This window comes from Actinoplanes sp. CA-131856 (assembly GCF_050956135.1).
Classification (GTDB): Bacteria; Actinomycetota; Actinomycetes; order Mycobacteriales; family Micromonosporaceae; genus Actinoplanes.
Genome location: NZ_CP191849.1, coordinates 8401528 through 8423374, shown reverse-complemented (window position 1 = coordinate 8423374; position 21847 = coordinate 8401528). Strand labels below are relative to the sequence as shown.

Here is a 21847-nt window from a genome sequence, read left to right as displayed (position 1 = left end):
GCGGGTCGGCCGGTGTCGCTACGCGCGGGTCGGCGCGCCGGTGAAAAGGCTGATGTGGTCGGTGGCGAACTGGGTGAACGTGCGGGGCGGGCGGCCGGTGACGCGCTGGACGTCGGGGCTGGTCCAGTCGGCGTCGCCGTCGGCGAAGAGCTTCAGGGCCAAGGCGTTGGCGTGGGCGACGGGCTCGGGGAGTCCCATCCGGACCATGGCCTCTTCCTGTTCCTGAGCTGTGATGTGCTGATGCGTGATGGTCCGGCCGGTGAGTTCCGACAGCTGGGCCGCCACGTCGTCGTAGGACAGCGCCCTGGGGCCGGTGAGGCGGTATGTCGTGCCGGTGTGCTCGGCCGGGGCCGCGGCGATCGTGGCGGCCACCTCGGCCACATCCCGCGCGTCGACCATGCCGACGCGCCCGTCGGCGGCGGGTGACGAGAACGCCGACCTGGCCGCGATCACCGGCGCCAGCATGAGGACGTTCTGCATGTAGGCGTTGGCGCGCAACAGCGTGTGCGGCAGGCCGGACGCCGTCAGCGCCTGCTCGATGCGGTGGTGGTCGCGCCGGCGGGCGATCGGGGAGTCGGGCGACGCGTCTGCGGTGATCTTCGTGATGTGGGCCGGCTGCTCGCGGAGGGCCTCGACGACTGCCGTCTCCTGGGCCACGCTCGGCGTGGTGACCAGCACGACTGATGTCACCCCGGCGACCGCGCCCGCGATTGTGGCCGGATCGTCGAGGTCGCCGGCTAACACCTCGACGCCGGCCTCGGTCAGGTTCTGGTGTGCCTCGGGCCGGCGGGAGACGACGCGGACATGCTGACCCGCATCGGCCAGCAGGCGTGCTGTCCGCGAGCCGACCTTGCCGGTGGTGGTCACGAGAATCATGACCACCACCGTGGCCTATCGGCGCGGTCAGCTCAAGCGCAGGTAGTCCAGGTTGAATCCGCCGGTCTCGCAGTAGAGGGTGACCAGCTGGTCGCCCGCGGCCAGCGTGACCGGGACGTGGACCGACTGATAGGTGCCCCAGCCGCCGGTGGCCGGGACGGAGACGGTGGCCAGCTTGGCGCCGGAGGCGTCACGGAACGAGATCGCGCCCGGTGCCTCGGCGCCGGTGCCGTTGGCCACGCGCAGCTCCAGGTCGTACGGGCCGGGCCCGGCCACGTCGACGCGGTAGCTGAGCCAGTTGCCGGGAGCCGTCCAGCCGATGTTCTTGCCGCCGCTGGCGGCGGCGTTGCTCTCGACGAAGTTGGCGCCGCCCTCGGTCCAGCCGTTCTGGGCCGCGTACGACTCGGCCTCCACCCGCACGCCGATGGGGGCGCCGCGCGGGGCCACGGTCAGCGCGACCGTGACGGTGTCGCGGGCGGCGCCGTCGGTCACGTGGAAGGTGAGCCGTTGCGTGCCGGCGACGGTCGGCTTGAGCGTCACGACTCCGGTGGCCGCGTCGAGGGACACGCCGGCCGGCAGGTCGGTGGCGTAGTAGGACAGCCGGTCACGGTCGCGGTCGGTCGCCGACAGGCGGAACAGGGTGGTCGCGTACTGGTCGGCGGTCAGCGCGGGCACGTCCCGCAGGACCGGCGCGTGGTTGCGGTGGCTGCCGGGGACATCGGCCTTCCAGCGGTACGTCGCGTACGCCCCCGCGGGCACCCGGACGACGAAATCCTGGCCGGCGAGCACGAGACGTACATCGGAAGCCTCGGTGTTGCTGTTGGCCAGGATCGCGGTGAACCGGTCGCCGTCGCGGTAGACGACGTTGCTGACACCGGCCGACGGCGCGCTCGACTCGACGCGCACGTCGCCGGGGGACAGGTAGCGGGCGAACTGGCCCAGCGGGTAGAGCTCATCCCGTACGGACGCGGTCCTGGTCTCGGTGTTGACCTTGACCAGGCGATCGGGCCACTTGGTGGTGCGGCCGATCTCCTCCCAGTCGACGTTGTTGTCGCGCTTGTCGGTCCAGTGCAGGGTGCCGCCGGTCTGGTCGGTGGCCTGGGCCCAGAGGGTGTAGCTGCTGGCGTTCAACCGGAAGTAGTTGAGAACCGTGGCCGGGTTGAGGTCACTGGTCTCGGTCATGTGGACCGGCTTGCCGAACTCCTCGTAGGCCTCGCGCATCACCGCGGGATCGCCCCAGTAGGGGTGGAAGGCGATGCCGTCGGCCGCCCGCCGCGTCGCCGGGTCGTTGAAGATCCGGTAGTAGTTCTTGGTGGCGGTGCTGTTCGGGTCGCGCCAGTCCCAGAAGTTGAAGTCGTGCACGTAGAGCTGGGTCTTCTCGCCGGCCTCACGGAGCTCGCGCTTGATGGCGACCGCGAGCTTCTGCTGCTGCTCGACGCTGATGTCCATGGCCGGATAGACGACGTCCATGCCCGGCTCGTTGAGCAACGTCAGGGCATCGACCTTGATGCCGTGCCTGGCGTACGCCTGGACGTACTTCACGTAGTAGCGGGCGAACACGTCGATGCAGTCGTCGCGCAGCTTGCCGACCTGGTAGTGCTCGGTCGTGCTGCCCGGCTTGAGGGCGACCTCGCCGGTGAAGCGGTTGTTGGTCTTCATCCAGGCCGGGGCGCTCCACGCCGAGGCGAAGAAGGTCGCCCGCGGGTTGTACTTCTGGATCAGCTTGATCGTGTCGATCATGTGCAGGTCGACGTCGCGCTGGATGGAGAAGTACTTCAGGCCGAAGTCGCTGGTCACACCGGCCGGCAGCTCGTCGTAGGACCAGAACGGCAGATGCTCGATCAGGTCGGGGCTGCCGATGGTGAGCCGGAACCGGTCGAAGCCGGCCCCGCTGCGTGGATCGGCGAGCAGGCGGATGGTCCGCTCGCGCTCGGCCGGGGTCAGCTTCCAGAGGTTGGAGACGCTGGTCTCGTCGATGGAGAAGCCGATGCCGCTGTAGCGCTGCCGCTCCTGCGACGGGTCGATCACGACCGTGGCGTCGGCCGTCCGGGTGTTCAGCGCGCCCGGCAGGGGCTCCCACCGGTGGTCGGCGCCGGTCGAGTAGGTGCCGGTCACGTGCACGCCGTGCCGGCCGCCCGCCATCGCCGGCGGCGCCACCGCCAGCGTCATCGCGACGGCCAGCGCCGCGGTCACCGTTCGGTTCACCCGTTCTCCTCGCACCGTGCCTCCCCGCATCGACGGATGGCCATCCGTCTATCGCGCGGAGTTTATTAAGGTCTTTAACTAACGCGCAACACTTCGGAAATCCGGAACCTCGCGCATGCTTGGCGGGTGCGGTCGTTCGTTCTGTTCCCCTCGATGGGGGAGTACCCGGTCTACGACGACACGGTCTACGACGGGCTGGCCGCTCCGGACGCGCGGTGGCGGGCCTATGCGGAGGCGCTGTCCGTCGCGGCGCCCGGCCGGGTCGTGCTGGACGTGGGGACCGGGCGGGACGCGTTGTGGGCGCTCGTCGCGGCGCGGGCGCGGGCTCGGCACGTCTACGCGATCGAGGCCTCCCCGGCGGCGGCGGAGGCGGCGCGCGCGGCCGTCGCCGCGGCCGGATTCTCGGAACAGGTAACCGTGCTGGCCGGCTTCGCCGCGGATCAGACACTTCCCGTGCGGGCCGAGGTCTGCGTCTCCGAGATCCTCGGGAACATCGCGTCGGCCGAGGGCGCGATCCCGATCCTGAACGACTGCCGGGAGCGGCTCTGCACGCCGGACTGCGTGTGGATTCCCTTTCGGGCACGCACGATGATCGCGGCCGTCGACGTGGGGACGCCTGCGCTCGACCCGTCGTGCCGGCCGCTGCTCGACCGGGTCGTCGCGGCCGCTGGTGGCCGCTTGTCGGGTGGCGGGGCGTTTGATCTGCGGCTTTGCCTTGGTGGGCCGGCGGCGTCGGCGCTCGTTTCCGCTCCGGTCGTCGTCGAGTCGGACGTCTTCGACAGCCGCCGCGCCGCGCCCCTGCCCGAAATGTCGGTCGAAGTCGAGCTTGTCAGTGGAAAAGCGACAGGCCTGCTCCTCTGGACGCGGGTGGCGGTCGCGTCGGCCGGGGGCGAGGTGGACACGCTGGACGGTGGCACCCGTGCGTGGGCGCCGGTCTACGTGCCCGCGCCGCTGGCCGGCCGCGCACGAATCGGGTTCACCCGGCGGACCAGTGACGACGGCGTGCACCCGGACTACACGCTGGCCGTGGACGGCGTGACCGTCTGGCGCAGCCCGCACCACGTCTAGGAGAACGGCGTGACCGGCCGCTCCGTCAGCTGCCCGTCCACGTAGGTGTCGACCTTCTCGTTGTAGAACGCGACCAGACCCGCGATCGCGGCCACCGCCTGGTACGGCTGCCCGTACGACCAGGCCAGGTCGGCCTGGCCGGCGACGTTCCAGTAGTCGCTCGTGTAGCCCTTGTACGGGCAGTGGGTGCGGGTCTCCGAGCGGGTCAGCGCCGCGAAGTCGACCGCCGTGCGATCGAGGTAGTACCGCGTGGGCAAGCCGGTCTCGAACAGCAGCACCGGTGCGTGCGAATCGGCCAGCACGACGCCGTCGAGCTCCACCCGCACGTGGCGGGTCGAACGCAGCGCGTCCACCCGGTGGTACGGGTTGCGCGGATGACCGAAGATCTCCTCGTCCTCCTCGAACCACGCGTCCAGCGCGTCCCACTCGAAGCGGACCAGGCCCTCGAGGCCGGGCAGCTTGCTCTCGACGTACTGCCGGGCCGCGGCCTCGCGGTGTACGTCGCCGACGCGTAACCCGAGGCGGCGGGGGCGGCCGCGGCTCAGGCGCTGCTCGTGCTCCTCGTCGACGATCACGTCGGCGGCGACATCCTCGATCGGGATGTAGTACTGCGGGTAGGCCGATATCTCCCACAGGTAGACGGCGCGCGTGGTGTCGACCACGACCCGCCCGTTCAGCGTCGCCCGCACGCGTCGCGGTGACGGCTCCATCTGGTTGACCGCAGCGATCTCACGCGGATAGTCACTCGTCATACCCATGGCCAACGCTAACCCGGGAAGCCGGGTTCAGCGTTTGTTGAGCGTGGCCAGGAACTCGGGATTGTCGTCCGGCGCGATCATGACGGGCCGCTCGCGCAGGCGTACCGGAGGAACCGGACGTCCCTTGACGAACCACGCGATCGCCGCGAACGGCGACACGAGCAGGATGGCGAAGGTCCACGCGCCGCGCGGCGCGAGGCGGATCTTGTCCTCGTCGGCGTTCCAGCAGTCGATCAGGGCGCAGGCGACCAGAGCGACATCGAGGAGCAGCAGCAGGGCGTAGACGTTGGCCATGGCGACAAGAGTGACCGGCCGGGCCCTCAGGCGAAGGTCCCGGCCGGGTGCGCTTGAGTTAGAGGGCCGGCAGATAGCCGTACCGATAGCCGTTGGCATTGGGGTGGAAGGAGTTCTGTGGCGGGAGAATCGTGAGGCCGTTGAGATAGGGGCTCGACGAGCAGATGCCGTGGCCCTGGAACTCGTCGCGGACGTCGGACCAGACGAAACCGGCGGCCTGGGCTCTCTGGGCGATCAGGTCGTCGAGCACCTGGGCGCCCTCGTTGAGCGCGCGGCGCTTGGTCAGGCTCATCCCGGCCAGCCCGCAGTACGCCGACGACGTGTCGAACAGGATCGGATAGCCGAGCACGACGACCCGGGCGCCGGGCGCCTTGGCCGCGATCGCCGCGTACGTGGCGTCGAGCTTGGCGCCCAGCGTCGCGGTGATGTCGGCCCGGGCCGCGGCCACCGTCTGCACACAGGCCGCGTCGCTGGAGACCTGGCAGCTCAGCACGGTCGGCGCGAAGCCGGCGTCGTTGCCGCCGATCGTGATGCTGATCAGGTCGGCCCCGGCCGGGATGGCCGGCACCTGAGTGCTCCGGACATCGCCGGTGACGGCGCCGCCGCAGCTCAGATTGGTGAACGACTTCGGGCTGTTCCGAGCGGCCCAGAGCGCGGGATAGCCGTACGGGCTGCGCAGGCAGGTGCCGCTCTGCGAGGGCGCGCCGACGCCCGACGAATAGGAGTCGCCGAGCGCGACGTAGTCGGTGTTCTCTTCGGCCGCGGCGGCACTGGTGGCGGTGCCGGCGAAGGACGAACAGTCGCCTGCTCATGGGGTGGCCTCCGGTCCGTGGGGGAGAGGAAGCCGGAGCGCTCCGGTCACCGCACGGTAAGCCGCGCCACTGAGAAAAGATATGCGTCGATATTCTTGTTACGCGGGAGTAGCGTTCATCGAGGTCATTCGTTCGTGGCGGATTCACACGGCCGCCACAGGCGATCTTCAGGCTGCGTCCAGCCGTCCGCACTAGCTTCGTCACATGGAAGAAGAACGGGCTCGACGGATCGTCGAAACGCTACGCGCGCGCAATGTCTTCGCCCATGTGAAGCTGCCGCAGGCGGGCATCACGCAATACGGCATCAGAGTCGTCCTCCCCGACGGCCGCGAGGCCATCTGGGACAACGACGGCACGGCCGGCCTCGAGGCCCAGATCATGCGCAACGGCATCCTGGTCGGCTTCGTGGCCTCGATCCCCGAGTCGGAGAACTTCGGCGACGGCCAGATCACCGAGGCCATCGCCACCGCCGACTACGACCGCCCGGTGGGCCGCTCACGCCCGTCGCCGGCCCCACGCCCGGCGGCGACGGCCCCGCGCGCGCCCGGCTCGCTCGCCCAGCGCTTGCGTAGCGGATTCCGCGGCTGAGCCCTCACGGGTCGGGGCTGATCAACTCGATCAAGCGGTCGAGCGCCACCGGCCACAACTCCGGCGTCAGGTTTGCCAGCAGGGTCTCGGCGAGTGCGTGCGCCACCATGTCGATCTGTTCGCGCACCGCCGGATCGAGGGGGACCGGGGGTGCGGAGACGATCGGCGGGCTCGAGACGGGAGCCGCCGCGGCGTCCAATGGCTCGGGCGATGGTTCCGGGGCCGCTGCCGGTGGTGCCGAGACCGAAGTGAAGTCGGCGGGCAGGTCTTCGGGGGCGCCTACGAGATGCAGGTGGCCGGTCGCGCGGGTCAGAGCTATGTAGAGCAACCGGTGCCCGCGCGGGTCGTCGTCGACGATGAAGCCGGGCTCGACGACGATCGCCACGTCGAACTCCAGGCCCTTCGCTTCGTGCGGGCTGAGCAGCATGATCGCCGGGCCGGTGGCGGGCGCGGGGCGGGGGCTTGCGGGGCTGGGGCTCGCGGGGCGACGGCTTGCGGGGCCAGGGCCGCCGCCGGGGCCGGGGCTCGCGGCGCCGGGGCCGACGAGGTCAAGGCTGGCGGGGTCAATGCCGGTGGGGTCAAGGCTGGCGGGGTCAAGGCCGGTGGGGTCGGGGCCGGCGGGGGCGCTCGGAGGCGTACCCCAGGGAAGGTCCTCCTGTTTGAGAAGCGCCTCGATGTCGTCGCGGCAGCGGGGTGGGCAGACGATGGCGACCGAGCGGCCGTCGGCCGCGTGGTCGGACGCCGCGGCGACCACGACGGCGGCCCGTTCCGTGGGGTCGACGATCGGGGAGATGACCGGGTCGGACGGGCCTTCGCGGACCGTCGTCGGCGGCTGGACGCTCGGGGCCGCCGTGGGCAGCAGCTCGGCCGCCAGGTCGAAGATCTGGCGGGGGATGCGATAGCCGAAGCGCAGCTCCCGGTGCACGTGGGGCAGCGGGGACGGCAGGTGCGCCAGCACCTCGTTCCAGTCGTCGCGGGCCCACGGGCCGGTCGACTGGGCCATGTCGCCGACCACTGTCAGCGAGCCGTTGACCGAGCGGCGGGACAGCGCGCGCAGCTGCATCGGGGAGAGGTCCTGAGCCTCGTCGATCACCACGTGGGCGAAGCGGGCCGGCTCCGTGCCGGCCAGGTGTTCCGTCTCGTCGAGCAGGGCGAGGTCGGCCTCGCCGAAGTCGCCCGGTTGACGGCACAGGGCGTTCACCTCGCGGTCGGTGAACTCCTCGCCGGCCGCCGCGGCGAGCTTGCCGCGCGAGGCGAACAGGTCGCTCAGGAACGCGGCGGCCGAGAACTCCGGCCAGATCAGCTCGGCCAGCAGGTCGGCCGCCTCCAGCACGAGGGCCGGGTCGGGACTGTCGGCGACCAGGACCGCCCGCAGCAGGCGCCGCCGGTCGCCGGCCGTGGCCTCGCTGGCCCGCGCGGTGACGATCACCCGCTGGACGGCGGCCGGGTCGAGGGTGACGGCCCGTCCCCGCACGGTCACGGTCGCGCTCACCCCGGCCGGGATGCCCTTCTCCCGCGACTCCAGTGCACGGCTGAGCAGCCCGGCCATGCGGGCCTCACCCTTGAGCCGGGTCACGTACAGCGATTCGCCGCGGCCCGTCGCCACCCGCGGCAGCAAGCCGGCGATCGACTGATGACGCACCCCGGGGTGGCCCCAGCTTTCGAGCTGGGTGCGGCTTTCTTGGGCGTACGCCGGTGAAGGCCCCGCCACCAGCACATCGGCCGGGGTGAGCTTGGTGTCGGGGTCGTCGAGCAGCCACGCCACCCGGCGAAGGGCCGTGATCGTCTTCCCGGTGCCGGGGCCGCCCTGGATCACCAGCAGGCTCTCGGCCGGCGCCCGCACCAGTTCGTCCTGCGCGGCGCGGATCGTCGCCACGAAGTCCGGCCCGGCCTGAGCCGTGCCCCGGCGCACGTCGGCGAGGAGAGCATCGCTCCGGTCGGCGTCGGCTCGCGCGAAACTCTCCGGCTCGTCGCCGCCGTCCACGCCGATCATCCGCCGGGCCGGCTCAGTCGTCCGTCAGGGGCACTTCGAGGCGTACGCAGCCGTGCAGGTCGAGGAAGACCCGGTCGGGCGCGCGCACCACCCGGACCACGACGTCGGTGCAGTGCGGGCAGCGGGCCACCCGGCCGCCCGCCGGCCCACCCCACAGCGTCAGGGTGGCGACCGCGTCGGCGTGGCCGCAGCCCGCGCATTTGTACCGGGCGGCCGTCACGTCCACCGCGAAGATCTCGCGCAGGTCGCCGGCCATCGCGTTGCCGTCGAGAGCCCTGCCGTCGAGAGCCCTGCCGTCGAGGGTGCTGCCGTCGAGGGTGGTCGCCTCGACGGGTGCGCTGGCGTCGGGATCGCTCACGACGTGCCTCCGAAGCGTTCGGTGCGGATGCGGCGCGGTTCGTGGCCGAGCGCGACCAGAATGTCCGCGGCGGTCTCGACGAACGTCGTGGGACCGCAGACGTAGCAGTCCGGTGCGAAGTCCGGCGGCCAACCGTACGTGTTCACGGCCGCCACGTCGATACGTTTCGGCGGGGTGGGCCAGCCGTCGGGCGTCTTGCGGGTGTAGACGAAGTGCACGTCGAGGCCCGCGTCGTCGCGCATCCGCCGGCGCAATTCGTCGGCGTAGAGCGTGTCCTCAGGCGTACGGACCGAATAGATCAGCCGGAACGGCTGCTTGGTCCCCGCACCGGCCCGGGCCCGGATCATCGCCATCAGCGGCACCACACCGGAGCCGCCGGCCAGCAGCGTCACCGGCGACGTGCTCTTGGAACGCCAGACGAACCAGCCGCCCACCGGCCCGCGCAGCTCGATCTGGTCGCCCACCTGCACGTCGTCCGTCAGGTAGGGCGAGACCTCACCGTCGTCGAGGCGCTGGATGGTCAGCTCGACCTGGCCCTCGCCGGAGGACGGCCAGGCCGACGCGATCGAGTAGCTGCGCTGGGCGCGGTAGCCGTCCTCGGCCGTGAGGCGCACGTCGACGTGCTGGCCGGGCAGGTGGCCTGGCCAGTCGGGGACGTCGAGCACGAGCGTGCGTGCCGACGGTGTCTCCCAGCGCGCCTCCGCGAGCGTCGCCGCCCGCCAGGTCAGTCGCCCTGATACCGCTGTTCCAGCCATGGGTCTCCGTACATGTGATAGCCGGCGGCTTCCCAGAAGCCGGGCTCATCCTCGTTCATCAGCTGGATCCCGTTGACCCATTTCGCCGATTTCCAGAAGTAAAGGTGGGGCACGACGAGCCGGGCCGGCCCACCGTGTTCCGGCGCGAGATCCTCGCCGTCGAATTTGTACGCGATCCAGGCCTTGCCGTCGAGCAGGTCCTCCATCGGGACGTTCGTGGTGTATCCACCGAAGCTGTGCACCATGGTGTAGTCGGCGGCCGACTCCACCTGCTCCATCAGCGTGTCGAGGGAGACGCCGCGCCAGGTCGTGCCGAGCTTGGACCACTTGGTGACACAGTGGATGTCGACCGTGTAATCCTCGGCCGGCAGCGCCATGAACTCGTCCCAGTTCCAGCTCTTGCTGTCGCCGGTCTCGGTCTGGATCGTGAAGCGCCACCGATCGAGCGGAATGCGCGGGGTCGGCCCGGCCGAGAGCACCGGGAAGTCGTGGGTCAGGTATTGACCGGGCGGCAGGCCGGGGACGGACTCGCGCCGCCGCCCGCCGAATCCCTTGGAAATGATGGCCATGGTGCTGAGTAAACCGCATGATCAAGGGCTGGGGAGCCCGACGTACGCAGCGTCACGTCCGGTTTCAGACCCGCGCCTAGTCGTTTCGGCCCGATTTATCCGGCTCTTTGGGACCATAGGTGTTCGGAGTCCGCCACGGCGGACCGCAAGCCGAGATCTTTGAGGATTCCTGAGATGAGCCTTCCAGAGGAAGATCGGTCCGGCGACGAGGGCGTGTACCAGTCGGCGATGCCCGACCGGCAGCAGCAGCGCCGCAAGCAGCGCGCCAAGCAGGCCGTGGTCGGCGTGGCCGGCTTGGCCGTGCTCGGGGCCGGCGCGTATTTCGTCACGACCCAGGTCACCGACCGGAACGCCACCACCGAGACCCGAGACGCGGGTGCGATGGCCCCGTTGGCCTCAACGGCCACCGGGGCGCCACCCGCTTCACCCGAGCCCACCGCCGAGGCCGACACGGTGGCCCCGACCAAGGGCGCCATCAAACAGACGAGCAGCCCGACACCCACACCGTCGGAGAGCTTGAGCGTCGACGAGCAGATCAAGAAGGCCCGGGAGAAGGCCGCGAAGGAGGGTCACCCGGTGCAGAGGGCGCTGACAGCGGCCCCCAACGCCAAGACCGGCCCGGTGAACAAGCGCAACGAGAAGCTGCCGAACGGGACGCTGCGGGTGATCACCGCCAAGCATGACCTCACCGGCACCGGCGAGCTGCTGTGGGCGGCCGACAAGGGCAAGAAGACCGGCTCGATGAGCTGCACGCAGAACTTCAAGTTCAGCAACAACTCCAAGCCCTCCGTACGGCCGAACATGCTCCTCTGCTGGCGTACGTCGGTCGGCAAGAGCGTCGTCACGGTGCTGGTGGATCAGGACGGCAAGCCGTCCACGGAGAAGAGCGCCGAGGTCATCGCCAGCGAGTGGGCCAAGCTGGGTTGACCGTGCCGAACGAAGATCCCCCGGGCCCGTACAGGGCCCGGGGGATCTCTTTGTGCTACGAGAACGGCCCGGAGCCGAAAGCTCCGGGCCGTCCAGTGGCAGTTGAGGATCAGTAGTCGGCGACGGTGAAGATCGAGCCGCTGGAGATCCGCGAGACGTTGTCGTCGACGACCATGGCGGCCGCGTTGGAGTCTTCCACCAGCGCGACGTTGTAGACGCCGCGAGGAACAGAACCCGCGGCATAGAAGCCGGTCGAGTCGCTCGACTTCTTCGTCAGGTCCAGCGTGCAGATGAGCTCGTTGTCACTGATCTTGGTGACATCCATGCACTGGCTGACGAGGCCGGTCGCGATGACGCTGTTCGCCGTGTCCATGGCGGCGAACCAGCCGTTGGCGACCAGGAAGACGCCCACGCCGTCACCGGGCGCGGTCGAGACGGTGGCCTCGGCCGCGGAGGCGAAGTTGAGGGCGTCGAATCCGGAACCGAGGATGTCCAGGGTCACCGAGGTGTCTTCGAACGTGGCCGTGTTCGGCGTCGACGTGATGCCGTACGAGTAGGTGAAGTCGTCGGTCGTGCTGCTCTGGGTGCCGGCCGCGGTGGTCACGCTGAGCCGCGTGGCGCCGGCCGCGTGCGCGGTCGTGGTGGCGGTGAAGGAGTCATCGCCCAGGATGACAATGTTCTCCAGCGGGCTTCCGCCGAGCGAGGCTGAGATCGTGCCACCGGCCGGCGGCAGACCGCCGACGATCTCGACGGTGATGGGCAGGCCGCCCTGCGCCGGGCCGCCGTCAGGCGTGATGTCCACGGTGCTGACGTCGAGTTCCTCGGCCACGCTGTAGGCCGTAGGCACGGCCAGAAGTGCGCCGTCGGTGGCGTTGGCGTAGAGGCAGAGGTTCCACGGGGTGGTCTCGCCGGAGCCGGAGTGCTCGACACCGGCCGGAACCGCGACCGCGGCCTTGGTGGTGGAGATCCGCGTGACCGTGGCCACCTCGTCGTCCACGCCGGCCGAGGTCACGTCGGCCGGGCAGGACGCCGCCGTGGTGAAGAGGCCGCCCGGGGTGGTACCCGCGGACATCGTGGCGGTCTTGGTGGTCGCGATGATCGTGTTGCCGCCGCCGGAGTTGCCGGACGACGGGCTGACCGTCGACGTCGGCAGCGCCGAATACGTGTTGGTGGCAAGCAGGGCGCTGGTGGAGCCGGTGCCGGCGTAGATGCAGACGTTGTAGGTGGCAGCCGACGGCAGCGTGGTCGGGACCGTGAACGTGGCGATGGTGTTCGCCGAGTTCTTGGTACCGGTCGTCGCGACGATCGGTGCGGTCGCCGTGTACGGCGTCGTGCAGGCCGTGGTCCGGAAGGTCACGCCGAGAGTGCTGCCGGCGCCGGCCAGATAGGCGCCGACGCCGGTGGCGGTCACGCTCGTGCCGCCGGCCGACGTGCCGGCCGATGGGCTGAACACCGGCTTGGTGTTGAGGGCGCTCACGACCAGGCTGTCGGTCGATTGGGCGATGAGTTGCGTCCCGCTGGCCACGCTGCCGCTGCTGACGCCGTAAACGCACGCCTTGTAGGAGCCGGCCGCCAGGGCCGGAACAGCGAGCGTGACGGTGTTGGCCGGGTTCGCCGGGATGGTCACCGCGATCGCGGGATTGCTCGAGCTCGTGCTGCCGAAGGTGCCGGCGCACGTGGTCGTCGTGAAGCGGCCGCTCGCGGCGGTGATGCCGGTGAAGGCGCCCGTGGCGGTGAGGGTGACGTTGACGCCGCCTCCGAGTGGGGCGACGTTCGTCGAGAGTGTGCCGTCCACCGCCACCGCGAGAGCGGGGCTGGCGGTACCGGCGACCACCAGGGCGGCCGTCGCCGCCGTGGCGATACCGGCGCGCAGAGGCCGGTTGCCGGTCTGGGAATGGGACTTGCGCATGCGAGGTCCTCCTACGGTTTCAAGAACCGCGTTCTGGAATGGGTGAGCCCGCGCGTGACGAGGACGGCGGGCCGTCTCGCACGGAGCGTAACGCGGCTTATAGGGCGATTTTTGTAGAGTATGAAATTCGCGAAAAATGCTCTTAGCCGTGGTATGAACTGGCCAAAAGCAAGGCGGCCCGGGAGAGTCCCGGGCCGCCTCGGTGAAACAGATGGACTACGCGGGTGCGACCGTGAAGGTCGAGCCGCTGGAGACGACGCTCTGGCTGTAGTCCGGGTTGGTGTGCGCGTTCAACGAGCCGTCCGTGACGAATGTCAGGGTGAAGGCACCGTTGGGAACCGCGATCGGGTTGAAGAAGCTGACCGTGGTGTCGGTCTGCGAGCTGGCAGTGGGAAGCGAAACAGTCGCCGAGCCACCGCCGGCCGCCACCGCGGTGATGAAGGTGACGCCACTGGCGTTGAGGCCGGTGCCGCTGATCGCGCGGCCGATGTCCGCGCTGGTGAAGCTGCCCGCATCCGCCGTGATGGTGTAGACGCCGCTGCCGGAGATATCTACGGTGGCGTTGGTCCGCAGCGCGCCGCCGACCGTGAGAGACGTGGTGGCGCTCGCGCCGATCGGGTCACGGTCCATGACGGCCGTGGTCGAGCTCAGCACCCGGGCGATGCGCGTGCCCGCGGCCGCGCCGGCGTGAGTGATCGTCAGGCCGACGTCCTCCGGCTTGAAGGTTCCGGTCGTCGCAGTGATCACGCGGCTGTTGGCCGTGGTCGTCGCCGCCGTCGCGGCACCCGCGTAGGTGGTCGGGTTGATCGCGGCGCCGCTGGCGTCGAACCGGCGGTTGAGCGACAGGGTGCAGATGAGCTCGCTGTCGCTGATGACGAGGACGTCGGTGCACTCCGAGAGCGGGCCGTTGGCCTTGGTGCTGCTGCCGATGTCCGACGGGTTATAGGTGCCGTTGACCAGGTACATGTGGGCGTTGGCGGCGGCCGTTCCGAAGGTGACCCCGTAGAATCCGACACCCTTGACCGTGAGGTCGATGGCCCGCGTGGTGTTCGGGGCAGTGTTGGGCGAGACGACGATGTCGTTGAGGAACGAGTAGGCGTTCGCCAGCGTCCGCGAACCCGCGATGGTGGTGACCACCAGCGTGGCGTCGTTCTCCGCGGCGTGCATCGGCGTGGTCGCGGTGAACGCGTTCGGGCTCACCGGCGTGATGTTGAGCAGCGGCATGCCGCCCAGGGTCGCGGTGATCGAGCCGGCCGTGGTCGGGAAGTTGCTACCGGTGACCACGATCTCCGTGCCACCGAGGACGGTGCCGGAGGTCGGGGCGACGCTGGACACCGTGTGCGGGTTCATGACCGTGTACGGCGCGGTGGCGACCAGGGTGCTCTGACCGGCACTCGAGCCGTTGTAGAAGCAGGCCTGGTAGACGGTCGGCGACGAGTTCGTCAGGGTCAGGACCGGTACGGTGGCCGCGAGGCGGTTGTTGGCGAGCTTACGCACCGAGTTGGCCGCGCCCTCGACGATGCCGGACGTCGCTGCGGTGTAGGTCACCGGGCAGCGGTCGGCCGTGACGTAGTTGGCGCCCAGCGAGGTCACACCGAGCAGGAAGTTCGACGAGGACGTCGCCGTGATGCCATTGGTGACGCCGGCCGCGCCGACGGTGCTGCTGAGCGTGATCGCCGGGATGTTGACGCTGTAGGTCGACGCGCTCGCGCCGATCAGCGCTTCGGCGGTGCTGGCGGCCCCGTAGAAGCACGCCGTGTAGGGCGTGCTCAGGCCCGTGCCGGTCACGCCGGACGGCACGGTCACCGTGAGCGCGCTGGTCGACGACTTGGTGACGCTGGTGCCGATGCGTCCGGCAGCGGGGCTGCCGTAGGTCGCCGGGCAGCCGGTCAGGGAGAACACGACGGCCGGCGAGGCGGTGGTGAACGGCGTGCTGCCGCTCGGCGCGGTAAAGGTCAGCGTGTTGCTGCCGCCGCTGGGGCCGGTGGTCGCGCTCGAGCCGATGCCCGGGGTCAGCACGAAGGTCTGCGGGTTGTCGAGGACCGCGGTGCTCGAGCTCGCGGTGCCGTTGTAGTAGCAGACCTTGTACGCCTTGGCCACGCCGCCCGTGTCGAGGGCGAGGTTGCTCGGCGTGTTGAACGTGAGGGTCGTGCTGTCCACCCGCGTGATGTTCGTGGCGGCGGCCGTCGTCTGACCGGAGATGCTGGTCGTGTACGTGGCCGGGCAGGTGGAGTTGGTCGTGAAGATGATGCCGGGCGTGCCGCTGAAGTACGAGCTGTTGGGCTGCTTGTTGGTCAACAGGGTACCCAGCGCGCCACCACCGGGCGTCTGGACGGACGGTGTGACCGTGAGCGTGGGACCCGCGTCCAGCGTGGCCCCGCTCGCCGTCGTTCCGGCGTAGGTGCAGACCTTGAAGTCCTTCGAGACGGTGCCGGTCGGGATGCCCAGGGTGGCCGCCGACGGGACGACGAAGGTGGCCGTCGGGTCGCCGGTCTCGGTGGCGACGACCGAGGTGGCGCCGCTCTGTGCCGCGGTGACCGTGGAGTCGGCGTTACAGGTGTTCGCCACCGGTGTCAGGACGATGTAGGGCTGAGCCGTGCTGGCGAACACGCCGGTGTTGACCGTCGCCGTGATGGTCGTTCCCGGGGTCGCGGTCGAGGACGACAGCGTGACGGAGGCGAAGGCCGCCGTCGGAGCCACCAGGACGGCGGCGCCTACCGCCCCGGCGGTAAGCCCGGCGCCGAGCAGCCGGGCTTTCAGTTTGGACTGGGACTTGCGCATGCGAGGTCCTCCTACGGGTCTCTATGGACCACGTCTGTGGATGGGGTAGGGCCCGGCGATGCGGTGAACCGTCGCGGGCCGTCTCGCGGGAAGCGTAGCTATTTATGAGTGCTTCCTGACTAAAAGCGGTGAAGTTCAAGATATGTCGGACATAAAGGGGTCGGGGATGGTACTGGGAGCTGCCTCTCGGCGGGGCAGGAAGCGCTGAGAAGTTGAATTTAGGAATGCCTTACCTCATTTACATTAACGGTGGTGTCGTTAGGCGTTGATTGGGTAATGGTTTATCGTCGAGGCGAACGGGATGCGAGAAATGGGAGGCGACGAATCATGACTCAGGCTCTGGAAATGCCCCGGGTGCAGACCTGCACGGTGACCCAGTGCGGTTACAACCACGATGGCTGTACGGCGTTCGCGGTGACCATCGGCAGCATGAACGCGGAGTGCGACACCTACGTCGAGACCGGTGACAAGGGCGGCACTGGCAAGCCGCTCGCGCAGGTGGGGGCCTGCAAGCGGTCCGACTGCGTGCACAACGGCGACCTCGAGTGCCACGCGCCGGCGATCGTGGTGGGCGCGTCCGGCGACAAGGCCGACTGCCTCACGTACGAGGCTCGCTGAAAACAAACCTGAGAAAGCGCCCGCCCACTAAAGGCGGGCGCTTTTCTGTAGGTAAGGCTCGCCTTTATTAGGTGAGCCTTTCTTTATGGGTGGGGCGGCGCGGCGCCGCCGTTCGTGTTGACACGGGTTGACGCCGGGGGCCGTCCGCGTTAGGTTGTTCTCAGTCCGAGTCAATCTCACAGTGAGGGCAATATGGCGAGCGAAGCGGAGTTCCTGGCCGGGTACGACCCGGGGGCCTACCCGGCCGTCGCGGTCACCGTCGACGTGGTGGCGCTGACCATCCGCGACGGCGAGCTCTGTGTGCTGCTGGTCGAGCGGGCCGAGCATCCGTTCGCCGGGCGGCGGGCGCTGCCGGGCGGCTTCGTCCGTGAGGAAGGGCTCGACGGCGCGGCGCTGCGCGAGCTCCAGGAGGAGACGGCGCTCGGCAAGGTTCATCTGGAGCAGCTCAAGACGTACGGCGATCCGGGCCGTGACCCTCGCATGCGGGTCTTCTCGGTGGCCTATCTCGCCTTCGCGCCGGGGCTGCCCGAGCCGCGGGCCGGCTCCGACGCGGCCGGGGCCGAGTGGGTGCCGGTCGAGCGGGCGACCGGACTGGCCTTCGACCACGACACGATCCTGGCCGACGGGCTCGACCGGGCGCGGTCGAAACTCGAATACACGCCGCTGGCCACCGCGTTCGTCGGCGACGAGTTCACCATCGGCGAGCTGCGGCAGGTGTACGCCTCGGTCTGGGGTGAGGAGCTGCACGCCGGCAACTTCCACCGCAAGGTGCTCTCCGTGCCCGGCTTCGTCGAGAGCACCGGGGAGACCACGGTCCGGGGCGGGGAGCGGGGCGGTCCCAAGGCCAAGCTCTACCGGGCCGGCGACGCCCGCCTGCTGCACCCGGCTCTGCTGCGGCCCACCCGCGAGGACGGTGTGCGATGACCTTCCTCGAAGCGGTCGCGAGGATCGAAGCGGCCACGACGTACGCCGAACTCGGTGAAGGGGAGGCTGACGCGGCGTACCGGAAGCTCGCCAAGGCCGTACACCCGGACACCGTGACCGAAGCGCAGAGCGCGACCGCCACCCGGGTCTTCGCCAAGCTGGCGCGCCTCTACAACGAGCGGGCCGTGCTCGTGGGCGACATCGCGGACCTGCGGCCCGGCGAGGGCGGGCTGGTCAAGGTGCCGCGCGACCCGGCCGACAACGATCTCATGGAGGCCGAGGCGGCGGCGCTGAAAAAGCTCGAGATCAACGGCGACCCCAAGTTCCGGCCGTACGCCCCCCGGCTGCTCACGACCTACGTCCATGAGGACGGGCAGCGGCGCCGGCGGCGGGTCAACGTTCTGGAGAAGCTCGACGGGTTCGTGCCGCTGTCCAAAGTTGGAACGAACTTGGACCCGCGGGACGCGGCCTGGATGTGGCGGCGGCTGCTGACCGGGCTCGGCTGGGCCCACCGCGCGGGAGTCGTGCACGGCGCTGTCTTCGAGGAGCACGTGCTGATCCACCCGGAGCAGCACGGCGTCGCCCTCGTCGACTGGTGCTACTCGGGCGGCCGGGTCAGCGCCGTCATCAAGGACCACCACTACCCGCCCGAGGTCAAGCGCGACCGCGTGGTCACCCCGGCCACCGACATCTACCTGGCCACCGCCCTGATGGCCCGGATCACCGACATGCCCGAGCCGATGCGGCGCTTCGCCCGCGGCTGCCTCTACGACGCGCCGCGCATGCGGCCGCAGGACGCGTGGTCGCTGCTCGGCGAGCTCGACGACCTGCTCGACAACCTTTACGGGCCGCGGACGTTCCGGCCCTTCACGCTCTAGAGAAGGAGAACGACATGGGAAGCGGACGCTGGTCGACCGACGTCTACACCGCCGCCGCGAACTACCGCGCCAGCAGCGGCACGAGCGCCTTCGCGTACAGCGACAGCGGCGCCCGGACGGCGCACCCGGCCCTGGACCCGAAAGGCAAGAACCGGGAGAGCCGGGACAGCGCCGAACACCCGTTCAGCACGCCGATCGCGGTCATCTTCGACGTCACCGGCTCGATGGGCCACGTGCCCCGGGCTCTGCAGACGAAGCTGCCGCAGCTGCTCGGCCTGCTGACCCGCAAGGGCTACGCGACCGACCCGCACATCCTGTTCGGCGCGGTCGGCGACGCCACCTGCGACCGGGTGCCTCTGCAGATCGGCCAGTTCGAGTCGGACAACCGGATGGACGACGACCTGGCCCGCATCGTGCTCGAGGGCGGCGGTGGCGGTCAGAAGCGCGAGTCGTACGAGCTGGCCATGTACTTCATGGCCCGGCACACCTCGCTCGACTCGATCACCAAGCGCGGCCGGCGCGGATATCTGTTCCTGATCGGCGACGAGATGCCGTACCCCAAGGTCAGCCGCAAGGAGGTCAAGCGGTTCCTGGGTGAGGACCTGCGCGAGCAGGTCAGCACCGAGGACATCCTGGCCGAGCTCCAGCGCAAGTACGACGTCTACTACCTGATGCCGTCGGCCGCCGGATGGGGCGGCGACCGCGAGATCCTCGACCGCTGGCGGGGGCTGCTCGGGCAGAACGTGCTCGAGCTCGACGACCTCGACGCGGTGTGCGAGACCATCGCGGTCACGGTCGGCCTGGGCGAGGACACCATCGACCTCGACGAAGGGCTGTCGCACCTGGTCGAGGCCGGCTCGAAGCACGGCGGCACGGTCGGCAAGGCGCTGGCCCCGCTCCAGCGCGGCACGGTGGTGCGCTCGTCACTGACCGTCGGAACGGCCGGCAGCGGGAACGAGCGGCTGTGAACGAGCACGTCGCGGTGGTCGACCTCGGGTACGGCGACGCCGGCAAGGGCACCGTGGTGGACGCGCTGTGCGCGTCCGCCCCGGTGCGGGCCGTCCTGCGCTTCAACGGGGGAGCGCAGGCGGCCCACAACGTGATCACCGAGGACGGGCGGCACCACACGTTCAGTCAGTTCGGGTCGGGCACGCTGCGGGGCGTGCCGACCCACCTGACCCGGTTCATGGTGGTCGATCCGCTGGCCCTGTCGGCCGAAGCCCGCCACCTCGACGGAGTCTTCGAGCTGCTCACGGTGGACGGTGACGCCCTTCTCGCCACTCCGTGGCATCGTGCGGCGAACCGGCGGCGGGAGGCCGAGCGCGGCGGGTCCCGTCACGGTTCGTGCGGGATGGGCGTGGGCGAGACCATGGCGTACGCCTCGGAGCACGCCGACGCCCCACGAGTGTCCGACGCACGTTCCCGGCCGCGGTTGCGCCGGCTCCTCGCCCGCCTGGCCGACGACCTCGGCCCGATCGACGCCCCGCTGGACGACGTGGTGGAGGCGTTCGCGCTCTTCGCCTCGACGGTGTCGATCGTGGACGGGCGGCACACGGAGAAACTGCTCGGCGAGGGGCCGTGCGTCTTCGAGGGGGCGCAGGGGGTGCTGCTGGACGAGTGGCGCGGATGGCACCCGCACACGACGTGGTCGACGACGACGTTCGCCAACGTGGCCGAGCTGTGCGGGTCGTTCCGGCGGCTCGGGGTGGTGCGGACATATACGACTCGGCACGGAGCGGGGCCGTTCGTCACTGTCGACGAGTCGCTGTCCCTGCCCGAGGCGCACAACGGGACGGGCGAGTGGCAGGGTGCCTTCCGGGTGGGCCACTTCGACGCGGTGGCCCACCGGTACGCGGTGGAGGTGGCCGGGGGCGTGGACGGGCTGGCCGTCACCCACCTCGACGCGCCCGGACGCTGTGGAGCCCTGCGCGCCTGCACGTCGTACGCCATGGACGGGGTCGATGTCGACCGGCTCGTTCCCGGGCCCTTCCGTGATCTCGGCTATCAGGCGGAGATGACCGCGCGGCTCTTCCGCGCGCGGCCCGGCACGCTGGTGCGGCCGGACGACTGGCCGGCCGAGATCGGCGCCATGCTCGGAGCGCCGGTCGAGATCGAGTCGTACGGCCCCACGGCGGCCGACAAGAAATTCGTATGACCTCCGGCTGATTGTGGTGACGGCGCCCGCGGGTGTCTGCTGAAGGGATGCGCGGGCCGGCCCTGGTCGCTGTCGCGGTGGCGGTGGCCCTCGCGACGCCCGGCCACGGCAGTGCTCCTGCCGCGACGGCGGCGCCCTTCGTCGGCGACGCTTCCTTTGCGACAGCGGCGCCCTTACTTGGTGGCGCTTCCTTTGCGACGGCGGGGCCCTTCGTCAGTGGCGCTTCCGTCGCGGCGCCCGGGTCGGCGATCGCGCTGACGTTGACGGCTCGGGCGGAGGGCGACCGGTACACCCTGAACGGCGCCACGCCCGGGCCCGAGATCCACGTCGAGCGGGGGCGGCCGCTGCGGGTGACGCTGGTCAACGAGTCGGTGCCCGAGGAAGTCGGGCTGCACTGGCACGGCGTCCGCATGCCGAACGCCGACGACGCGGCGACGGTCGGCGTGGGGGAACGGCACGTCTACCACCTCCGGCTGCCGGACGAGGGGACGTACTGGTACCACGGGCACTCGGCGGCGCGGCGCGGCCTGTTCGGGGCCCTGGTGGTGGGCGCCTCCGAGGCGGATGTGGACGAGGTGCTGGCCGTGCACACGTACGACGGGAAGCGCACCATCAACGGACTCCCCGGCGTCTCGTCGCTGACCGGGATCGCCGGGCCGTCGCCCGCCCCCGGTGCCGTCGCCCGCGTGCGGGTGATCAACACGGATGAGGGGCCGATCCGGGTCTGGGTCTCGGGGGCGCCGTACCGGGTGGTGGCCGTCGACGGGCACGCGGTGTATCGCCCGTCGGACATCTCGGACAAGTCGATATCGGTCGCCGCGGGCGGGCGGGTGGATCTCTCATTCACCGGGGCCGCCCGCGTCGACGTCGGCGGGGGCGCGGCGGCGGTCTGGGGCACGGTGCCGGCGGCGGCGCAACCTGCTTCTGTGCAGGACCTTCTGTCGTACGGCACCCCGGTTGCCCCCGGTTTTGAAACGGCGCACGCGGCGTGGCGCTTCGACTATCGGATCGGCCGCCGGATCGGCTTCCTCGACGGCCGGCCCGGACTCTGGTGGTCGGTGAACGGCAGGCCCCGCCCGCCGGTGCCGGCCTACCGGGCCCGGCGCGGCGACGTCGTCCGCATGACGATCTCCAACACGAGCGGCGAGGCCCACCCGATGCACCTGCACGGCCATCGCGCGCTGGTGCTCGGCCGCGACGGGGTGGCGGCCTCCGGGAGCCCGTGGTGGGCCGACTCGCTGAATGTGGGCGACGGGGAGACGTACGAGATCGCCTTTGCCGTCACCGAACGCGGCGACTGGAGGGTGCACTGCCTGGATCCGGAGCACGAGGCCGGCGGGCTGGTCGCCGCCATCGGAGTGCGCTGATCTATAGGCTGA

19 protein-coding genes and 1 pseudogene are annotated in these 21847 nt (G+C 70.2%); 9 read left to right on the top strand and 11 right to left on the bottom strand.

Features of this window, described 5'->3' with window-relative positions:
- Window positions 1-18: 18 nt before the first annotated feature.
- Both ACQP2X_RS38610 and ACQP2X_RS38605 read right to left on the bottom strand, forming a co-directional pair.
- Window positions 19-876, bottom strand: a complete 858-nt coding sequence (locus ACQP2X_RS38610) for an NmrA family NAD(P)-binding protein (protein WP_498690416.1) — start codon at window positions 874-876, stop codon at window positions 19-21.
- Window positions 877-903: 27 nt separating this feature from the next.
- Window positions 904-3081: a carbohydrate-binding protein gene (locus tag ACQP2X_RS38605; protein ID WP_498690414.1), complete on the bottom strand. Its 2178-nt coding sequence runs from the start codon at window positions 3079-3081 to the stop codon at window positions 904-906.
- A 126-nt stretch (window positions 3082-3207) separates the two neighbouring features.
- Here ACQP2X_RS38605 and ACQP2X_RS38600 point away from each other — a divergent pair, with 126 nt between their 5' ends.
- Entirely contained in the window at window positions 3208-4149 is a 942-nt protein-coding gene (locus ACQP2X_RS38600) for a 50S ribosomal protein L11 methyltransferase (RefSeq protein WP_498690412.1), read from the top strand.
- On the opposite strand, the gene ACQP2X_RS38595 is transcribed toward ACQP2X_RS38600, so the two are convergent.
- The 3 genes and pseudogenes from ACQP2X_RS38595 to ACQP2X_RS38585 all read right to left on the bottom strand — a co-directional run.
- A complete protein-coding gene (locus ACQP2X_RS38595; protein WP_498690410.1) occupies window positions 4146-4907 on the bottom strand; it encodes a DUF427 domain-containing protein in 762 nt (253 codons plus the stop codon). The genes ACQP2X_RS38600 and ACQP2X_RS38595 overlap by 4 nt on opposite strands.
- 27 nt (window positions 4908-4934) lie before the next feature.
- Window positions 4935-5201: a hypothetical protein gene (locus ACQP2X_RS38590; RefSeq protein WP_498690408.1), complete on the bottom strand. Its 267-nt coding sequence runs from the start codon at window positions 5199-5201 to the stop codon at window positions 4935-4937.
- 58 nt (window positions 5202-5259) lie between these two features.
- A pseudogene (locus ACQP2X_RS38585) lies at window positions 5260-5883 on the bottom strand (SGNH/GDSL hydrolase family protein); the annotation flags it as partial.
- A gap of 334 nt (window positions 5884-6217) precedes the next feature.
- Here ACQP2X_RS38585 and ACQP2X_RS38580 point away from each other — a divergent pair.
- Complete coding sequence (locus ACQP2X_RS38580) at window positions 6218-6601, top strand: hypothetical protein (RefSeq protein ID WP_498690406.1); 384 nt, start codon at window positions 6218-6220, stop codon at window positions 6599-6601.
- 4 nt (window positions 6602-6605) lie between these two features.
- On the opposite strand, the gene ACQP2X_RS38575 is transcribed toward ACQP2X_RS38580, so the two are convergent.
- The 4 genes from ACQP2X_RS38575 to ACQP2X_RS38560 are packed head-to-tail and all read right to left on the bottom strand — an operon-like array spanning window position 6606 to window position 10276.
- A complete protein-coding gene (locus ACQP2X_RS38575; protein WP_498690403.1) occupies window positions 6606-8594 on the bottom strand; it encodes a UvrD-helicase domain-containing protein in 1989 nt (662 codons plus the stop codon).
- 13 nt (window positions 8595-8607) lie between these two features.
- The gene (locus ACQP2X_RS38570) at window positions 8608-8952 is read right to left on the bottom strand and encodes a DUF6510 family protein (protein ID WP_498690401.1); all 345 of its coding nucleotides are present in this window, start codon (window positions 8950-8952) and stop codon (window positions 8608-8610) included.
- Complete coding sequence (locus ACQP2X_RS38565; protein WP_498690400.1) at window positions 8949-9707, bottom strand: ferredoxin reductase; 759 nt, start codon at window positions 9705-9707, stop codon at window positions 8949-8951. The genes ACQP2X_RS38570 and ACQP2X_RS38565 overlap by 4 nt, the downstream gene beginning before the upstream one ends.
- Window positions 9677-10276: a sulfite oxidase-like oxidoreductase gene (locus tag ACQP2X_RS38560; RefSeq protein WP_097327367.1), complete on the bottom strand. Its 600-nt coding sequence runs from the start codon at window positions 10274-10276 to the stop codon at window positions 9677-9679. The genes ACQP2X_RS38565 and ACQP2X_RS38560 overlap by 31 nt, the downstream gene beginning before the upstream one ends.
- Window positions 10277-10450: 174 nt before the next feature.
- On the opposite strand from ACQP2X_RS38560, the gene ACQP2X_RS38555 reads away from it, so the two are divergent.
- On the top strand, window positions 10451-11203 hold the full coding sequence (locus ACQP2X_RS38555; RefSeq protein ID WP_498690398.1) for a hypothetical protein: 753 nt from the start codon (window positions 10451-10453) through the stop codon (window positions 11201-11203).
- Window positions 11204-11312: 109 nt separating this feature from the next.
- On the opposite strand, the gene ACQP2X_RS38550 is transcribed toward ACQP2X_RS38555, so the two are convergent.
- A complete protein-coding gene (locus ACQP2X_RS38550) occupies window positions 11313-13112 on the bottom strand; it encodes a hypothetical protein (RefSeq protein WP_498690396.1) in 1800 nt (599 codons plus the stop codon).
- Window positions 13113-13328: 216 nt separating this feature from the next.
- The gene (locus ACQP2X_RS38545; protein ID WP_498690395.1) at window positions 13329-15893 is read right to left on the bottom strand and encodes a beta strand repeat-containing protein; all 2565 of its coding nucleotides are present in this window, start codon (window positions 15891-15893) and stop codon (window positions 13329-13331) included.
- A gap of 327 nt (window positions 15894-16220) precedes the next feature.
- Here ACQP2X_RS38545 and ACQP2X_RS38540 point away from each other — a divergent pair, with 327 nt between their 5' ends.
- The 6 genes from ACQP2X_RS38540 (at window position 16221) to ACQP2X_RS38515 (ending at window position 21835) form a co-directional block, all read left to right on the top strand.
- On the top strand, window positions 16221-16511 hold the full coding sequence (locus tag ACQP2X_RS38540; protein ID WP_097327373.1) for a DUF1540 domain-containing protein: 291 nt from the start codon (window positions 16221-16223) through the stop codon (window positions 16509-16511).
- Between the two features lie 192 nt (window positions 16512-16703).
- Complete coding sequence (locus ACQP2X_RS38535; RefSeq protein WP_498690394.1) at window positions 16704-17435, top strand: NUDIX hydrolase; 732 nt, start codon at window positions 16704-16706, stop codon at window positions 17433-17435.
- Window positions 17432-18313 (top strand): molecular chaperone DnaJ, encoded by an 882-nt coding sequence (locus ACQP2X_RS38530; RefSeq protein WP_498690393.1) that lies wholly within the window; start codon window positions 17432-17434, stop codon window positions 18311-18313. Before ACQP2X_RS38535 ends, ACQP2X_RS38530 begins: the two co-directional genes overlap by 4 nt.
- A 14-nt stretch (window positions 18314-18327) precedes the next feature.
- Window positions 18328-19281 carry a hypothetical protein gene (locus tag ACQP2X_RS38525; protein ID WP_498690392.1) on the top strand — a complete coding sequence of 318 codons (954 nt, stop codon included), beginning with the start codon at window positions 18328-18330 and terminating at the stop codon, window positions 19279-19281.
- The gene (locus ACQP2X_RS38520) at window positions 19278-20468 is read left to right on the top strand and encodes an adenylosuccinate synthetase (protein WP_498690390.1); all 1191 of its coding nucleotides are present in this window, start codon (window positions 19278-19280) and stop codon (window positions 20466-20468) included. Before ACQP2X_RS38525 ends, ACQP2X_RS38520 begins: the two co-directional genes overlap by 4 nt.
- A gap of 47 nt (window positions 20469-20515) precedes the next feature.
- Window positions 20516-21835: a multicopper oxidase family protein gene (locus ACQP2X_RS38515; protein WP_498690389.1), complete on the top strand. Its 1320-nt coding sequence runs from the start codon at window positions 20516-20518 to the stop codon at window positions 21833-21835.
- Window positions 21836-21847 lie beyond the last annotated feature (12 nt).

Bases quoted from the DNA above. Each gene is read 5' to 3' on its own strand.
- ACQP2X_RS38610 (WP_498690416.1), bottom strand. From the start codon at position 876: ATGATTCTCGTGACCACCACCGGCAAGGTCGGCTCGCGGACAGCACGC.
- ACQP2X_RS38595 (WP_498690410.1), bottom strand. From the start codon at position 4,907: ATGGGTATGACGAGTGACTATCCGCGTGAGATCGCTGCGGTCAACCAG.
- ACQP2X_RS38590 (WP_498690408.1), bottom strand. From the start codon at position 5,201: ATGGCCAACGTCTACGCCCTGCTGCTGCTCCTCGATGTCGCTCTGGTC.
- ACQP2X_RS38580 (WP_498690406.1), top strand. From the start codon at position 6,218: ATGGAAGAAGAACGGGCTCGACGGATCGTCGAAACGCTACGCGCGCGC.
- ACQP2X_RS38575 (WP_498690403.1), bottom strand. From the start codon at position 8,594: ATGATCGGCGTGGACGGCGGCGACGAGCCGGAGAGTTTCGCGCGAGCC.
- ACQP2X_RS38565 (WP_498690400.1), bottom strand. From the start codon at position 9,707: ATGGCTGGAACAGCGGTATCAGGGCGACTGACCTGGCGGGCGGCGACG.
- ACQP2X_RS38560 (WP_097327367.1), bottom strand. From the start codon at position 10,276: ATGGCCATCATTTCCAAGGGATTCGGCGGGCGGCGGCGCGAGTCCGTC.
- ACQP2X_RS38555 (WP_498690398.1), top strand. From the start codon at position 10,451: ATGAGCCTTCCAGAGGAAGATCGGTCCGGCGACGAGGGCGTGTACCAG.
- ACQP2X_RS38550 (WP_498690396.1), bottom strand. From the start codon at position 13,112: ATGCGCAAGTCCCATTCCCAGACCGGCAACCGGCCTCTGCGCGCCGGT.
- ACQP2X_RS38545 (WP_498690395.1), bottom strand. From the start codon at position 15,893: ATGCGCAAGTCCCAGTCCAAACTGAAAGCCCGGCTGCTCGGCGCCGGG.
- ACQP2X_RS38540 (WP_097327373.1), top strand. From the start codon at position 16,221: ATGACTCAGGCTCTGGAAATGCCCCGGGTGCAGACCTGCACGGTGACC.
- ACQP2X_RS38535 (WP_498690394.1), top strand. From the start codon at position 16,704: ATGGCGAGCGAAGCGGAGTTCCTGGCCGGGTACGACCCGGGGGCCTAC.
- ACQP2X_RS38530 (WP_498690393.1), top strand. From the start codon at position 17,432: ATGACCTTCCTCGAAGCGGTCGCGAGGATCGAAGCGGCCACGACGTAC.
- ACQP2X_RS38525 (WP_498690392.1), top strand. From the start codon at position 18,328: ATGGGAAGCGGACGCTGGTCGACCGACGTCTACACCGCCGCCGCGAAC.
- ACQP2X_RS38515 (WP_498690389.1), top strand. From the start codon at position 20,516: ATGCGCGGGCCGGCCCTGGTCGCTGTCGCGGTGGCGGTGGCCCTCGCG.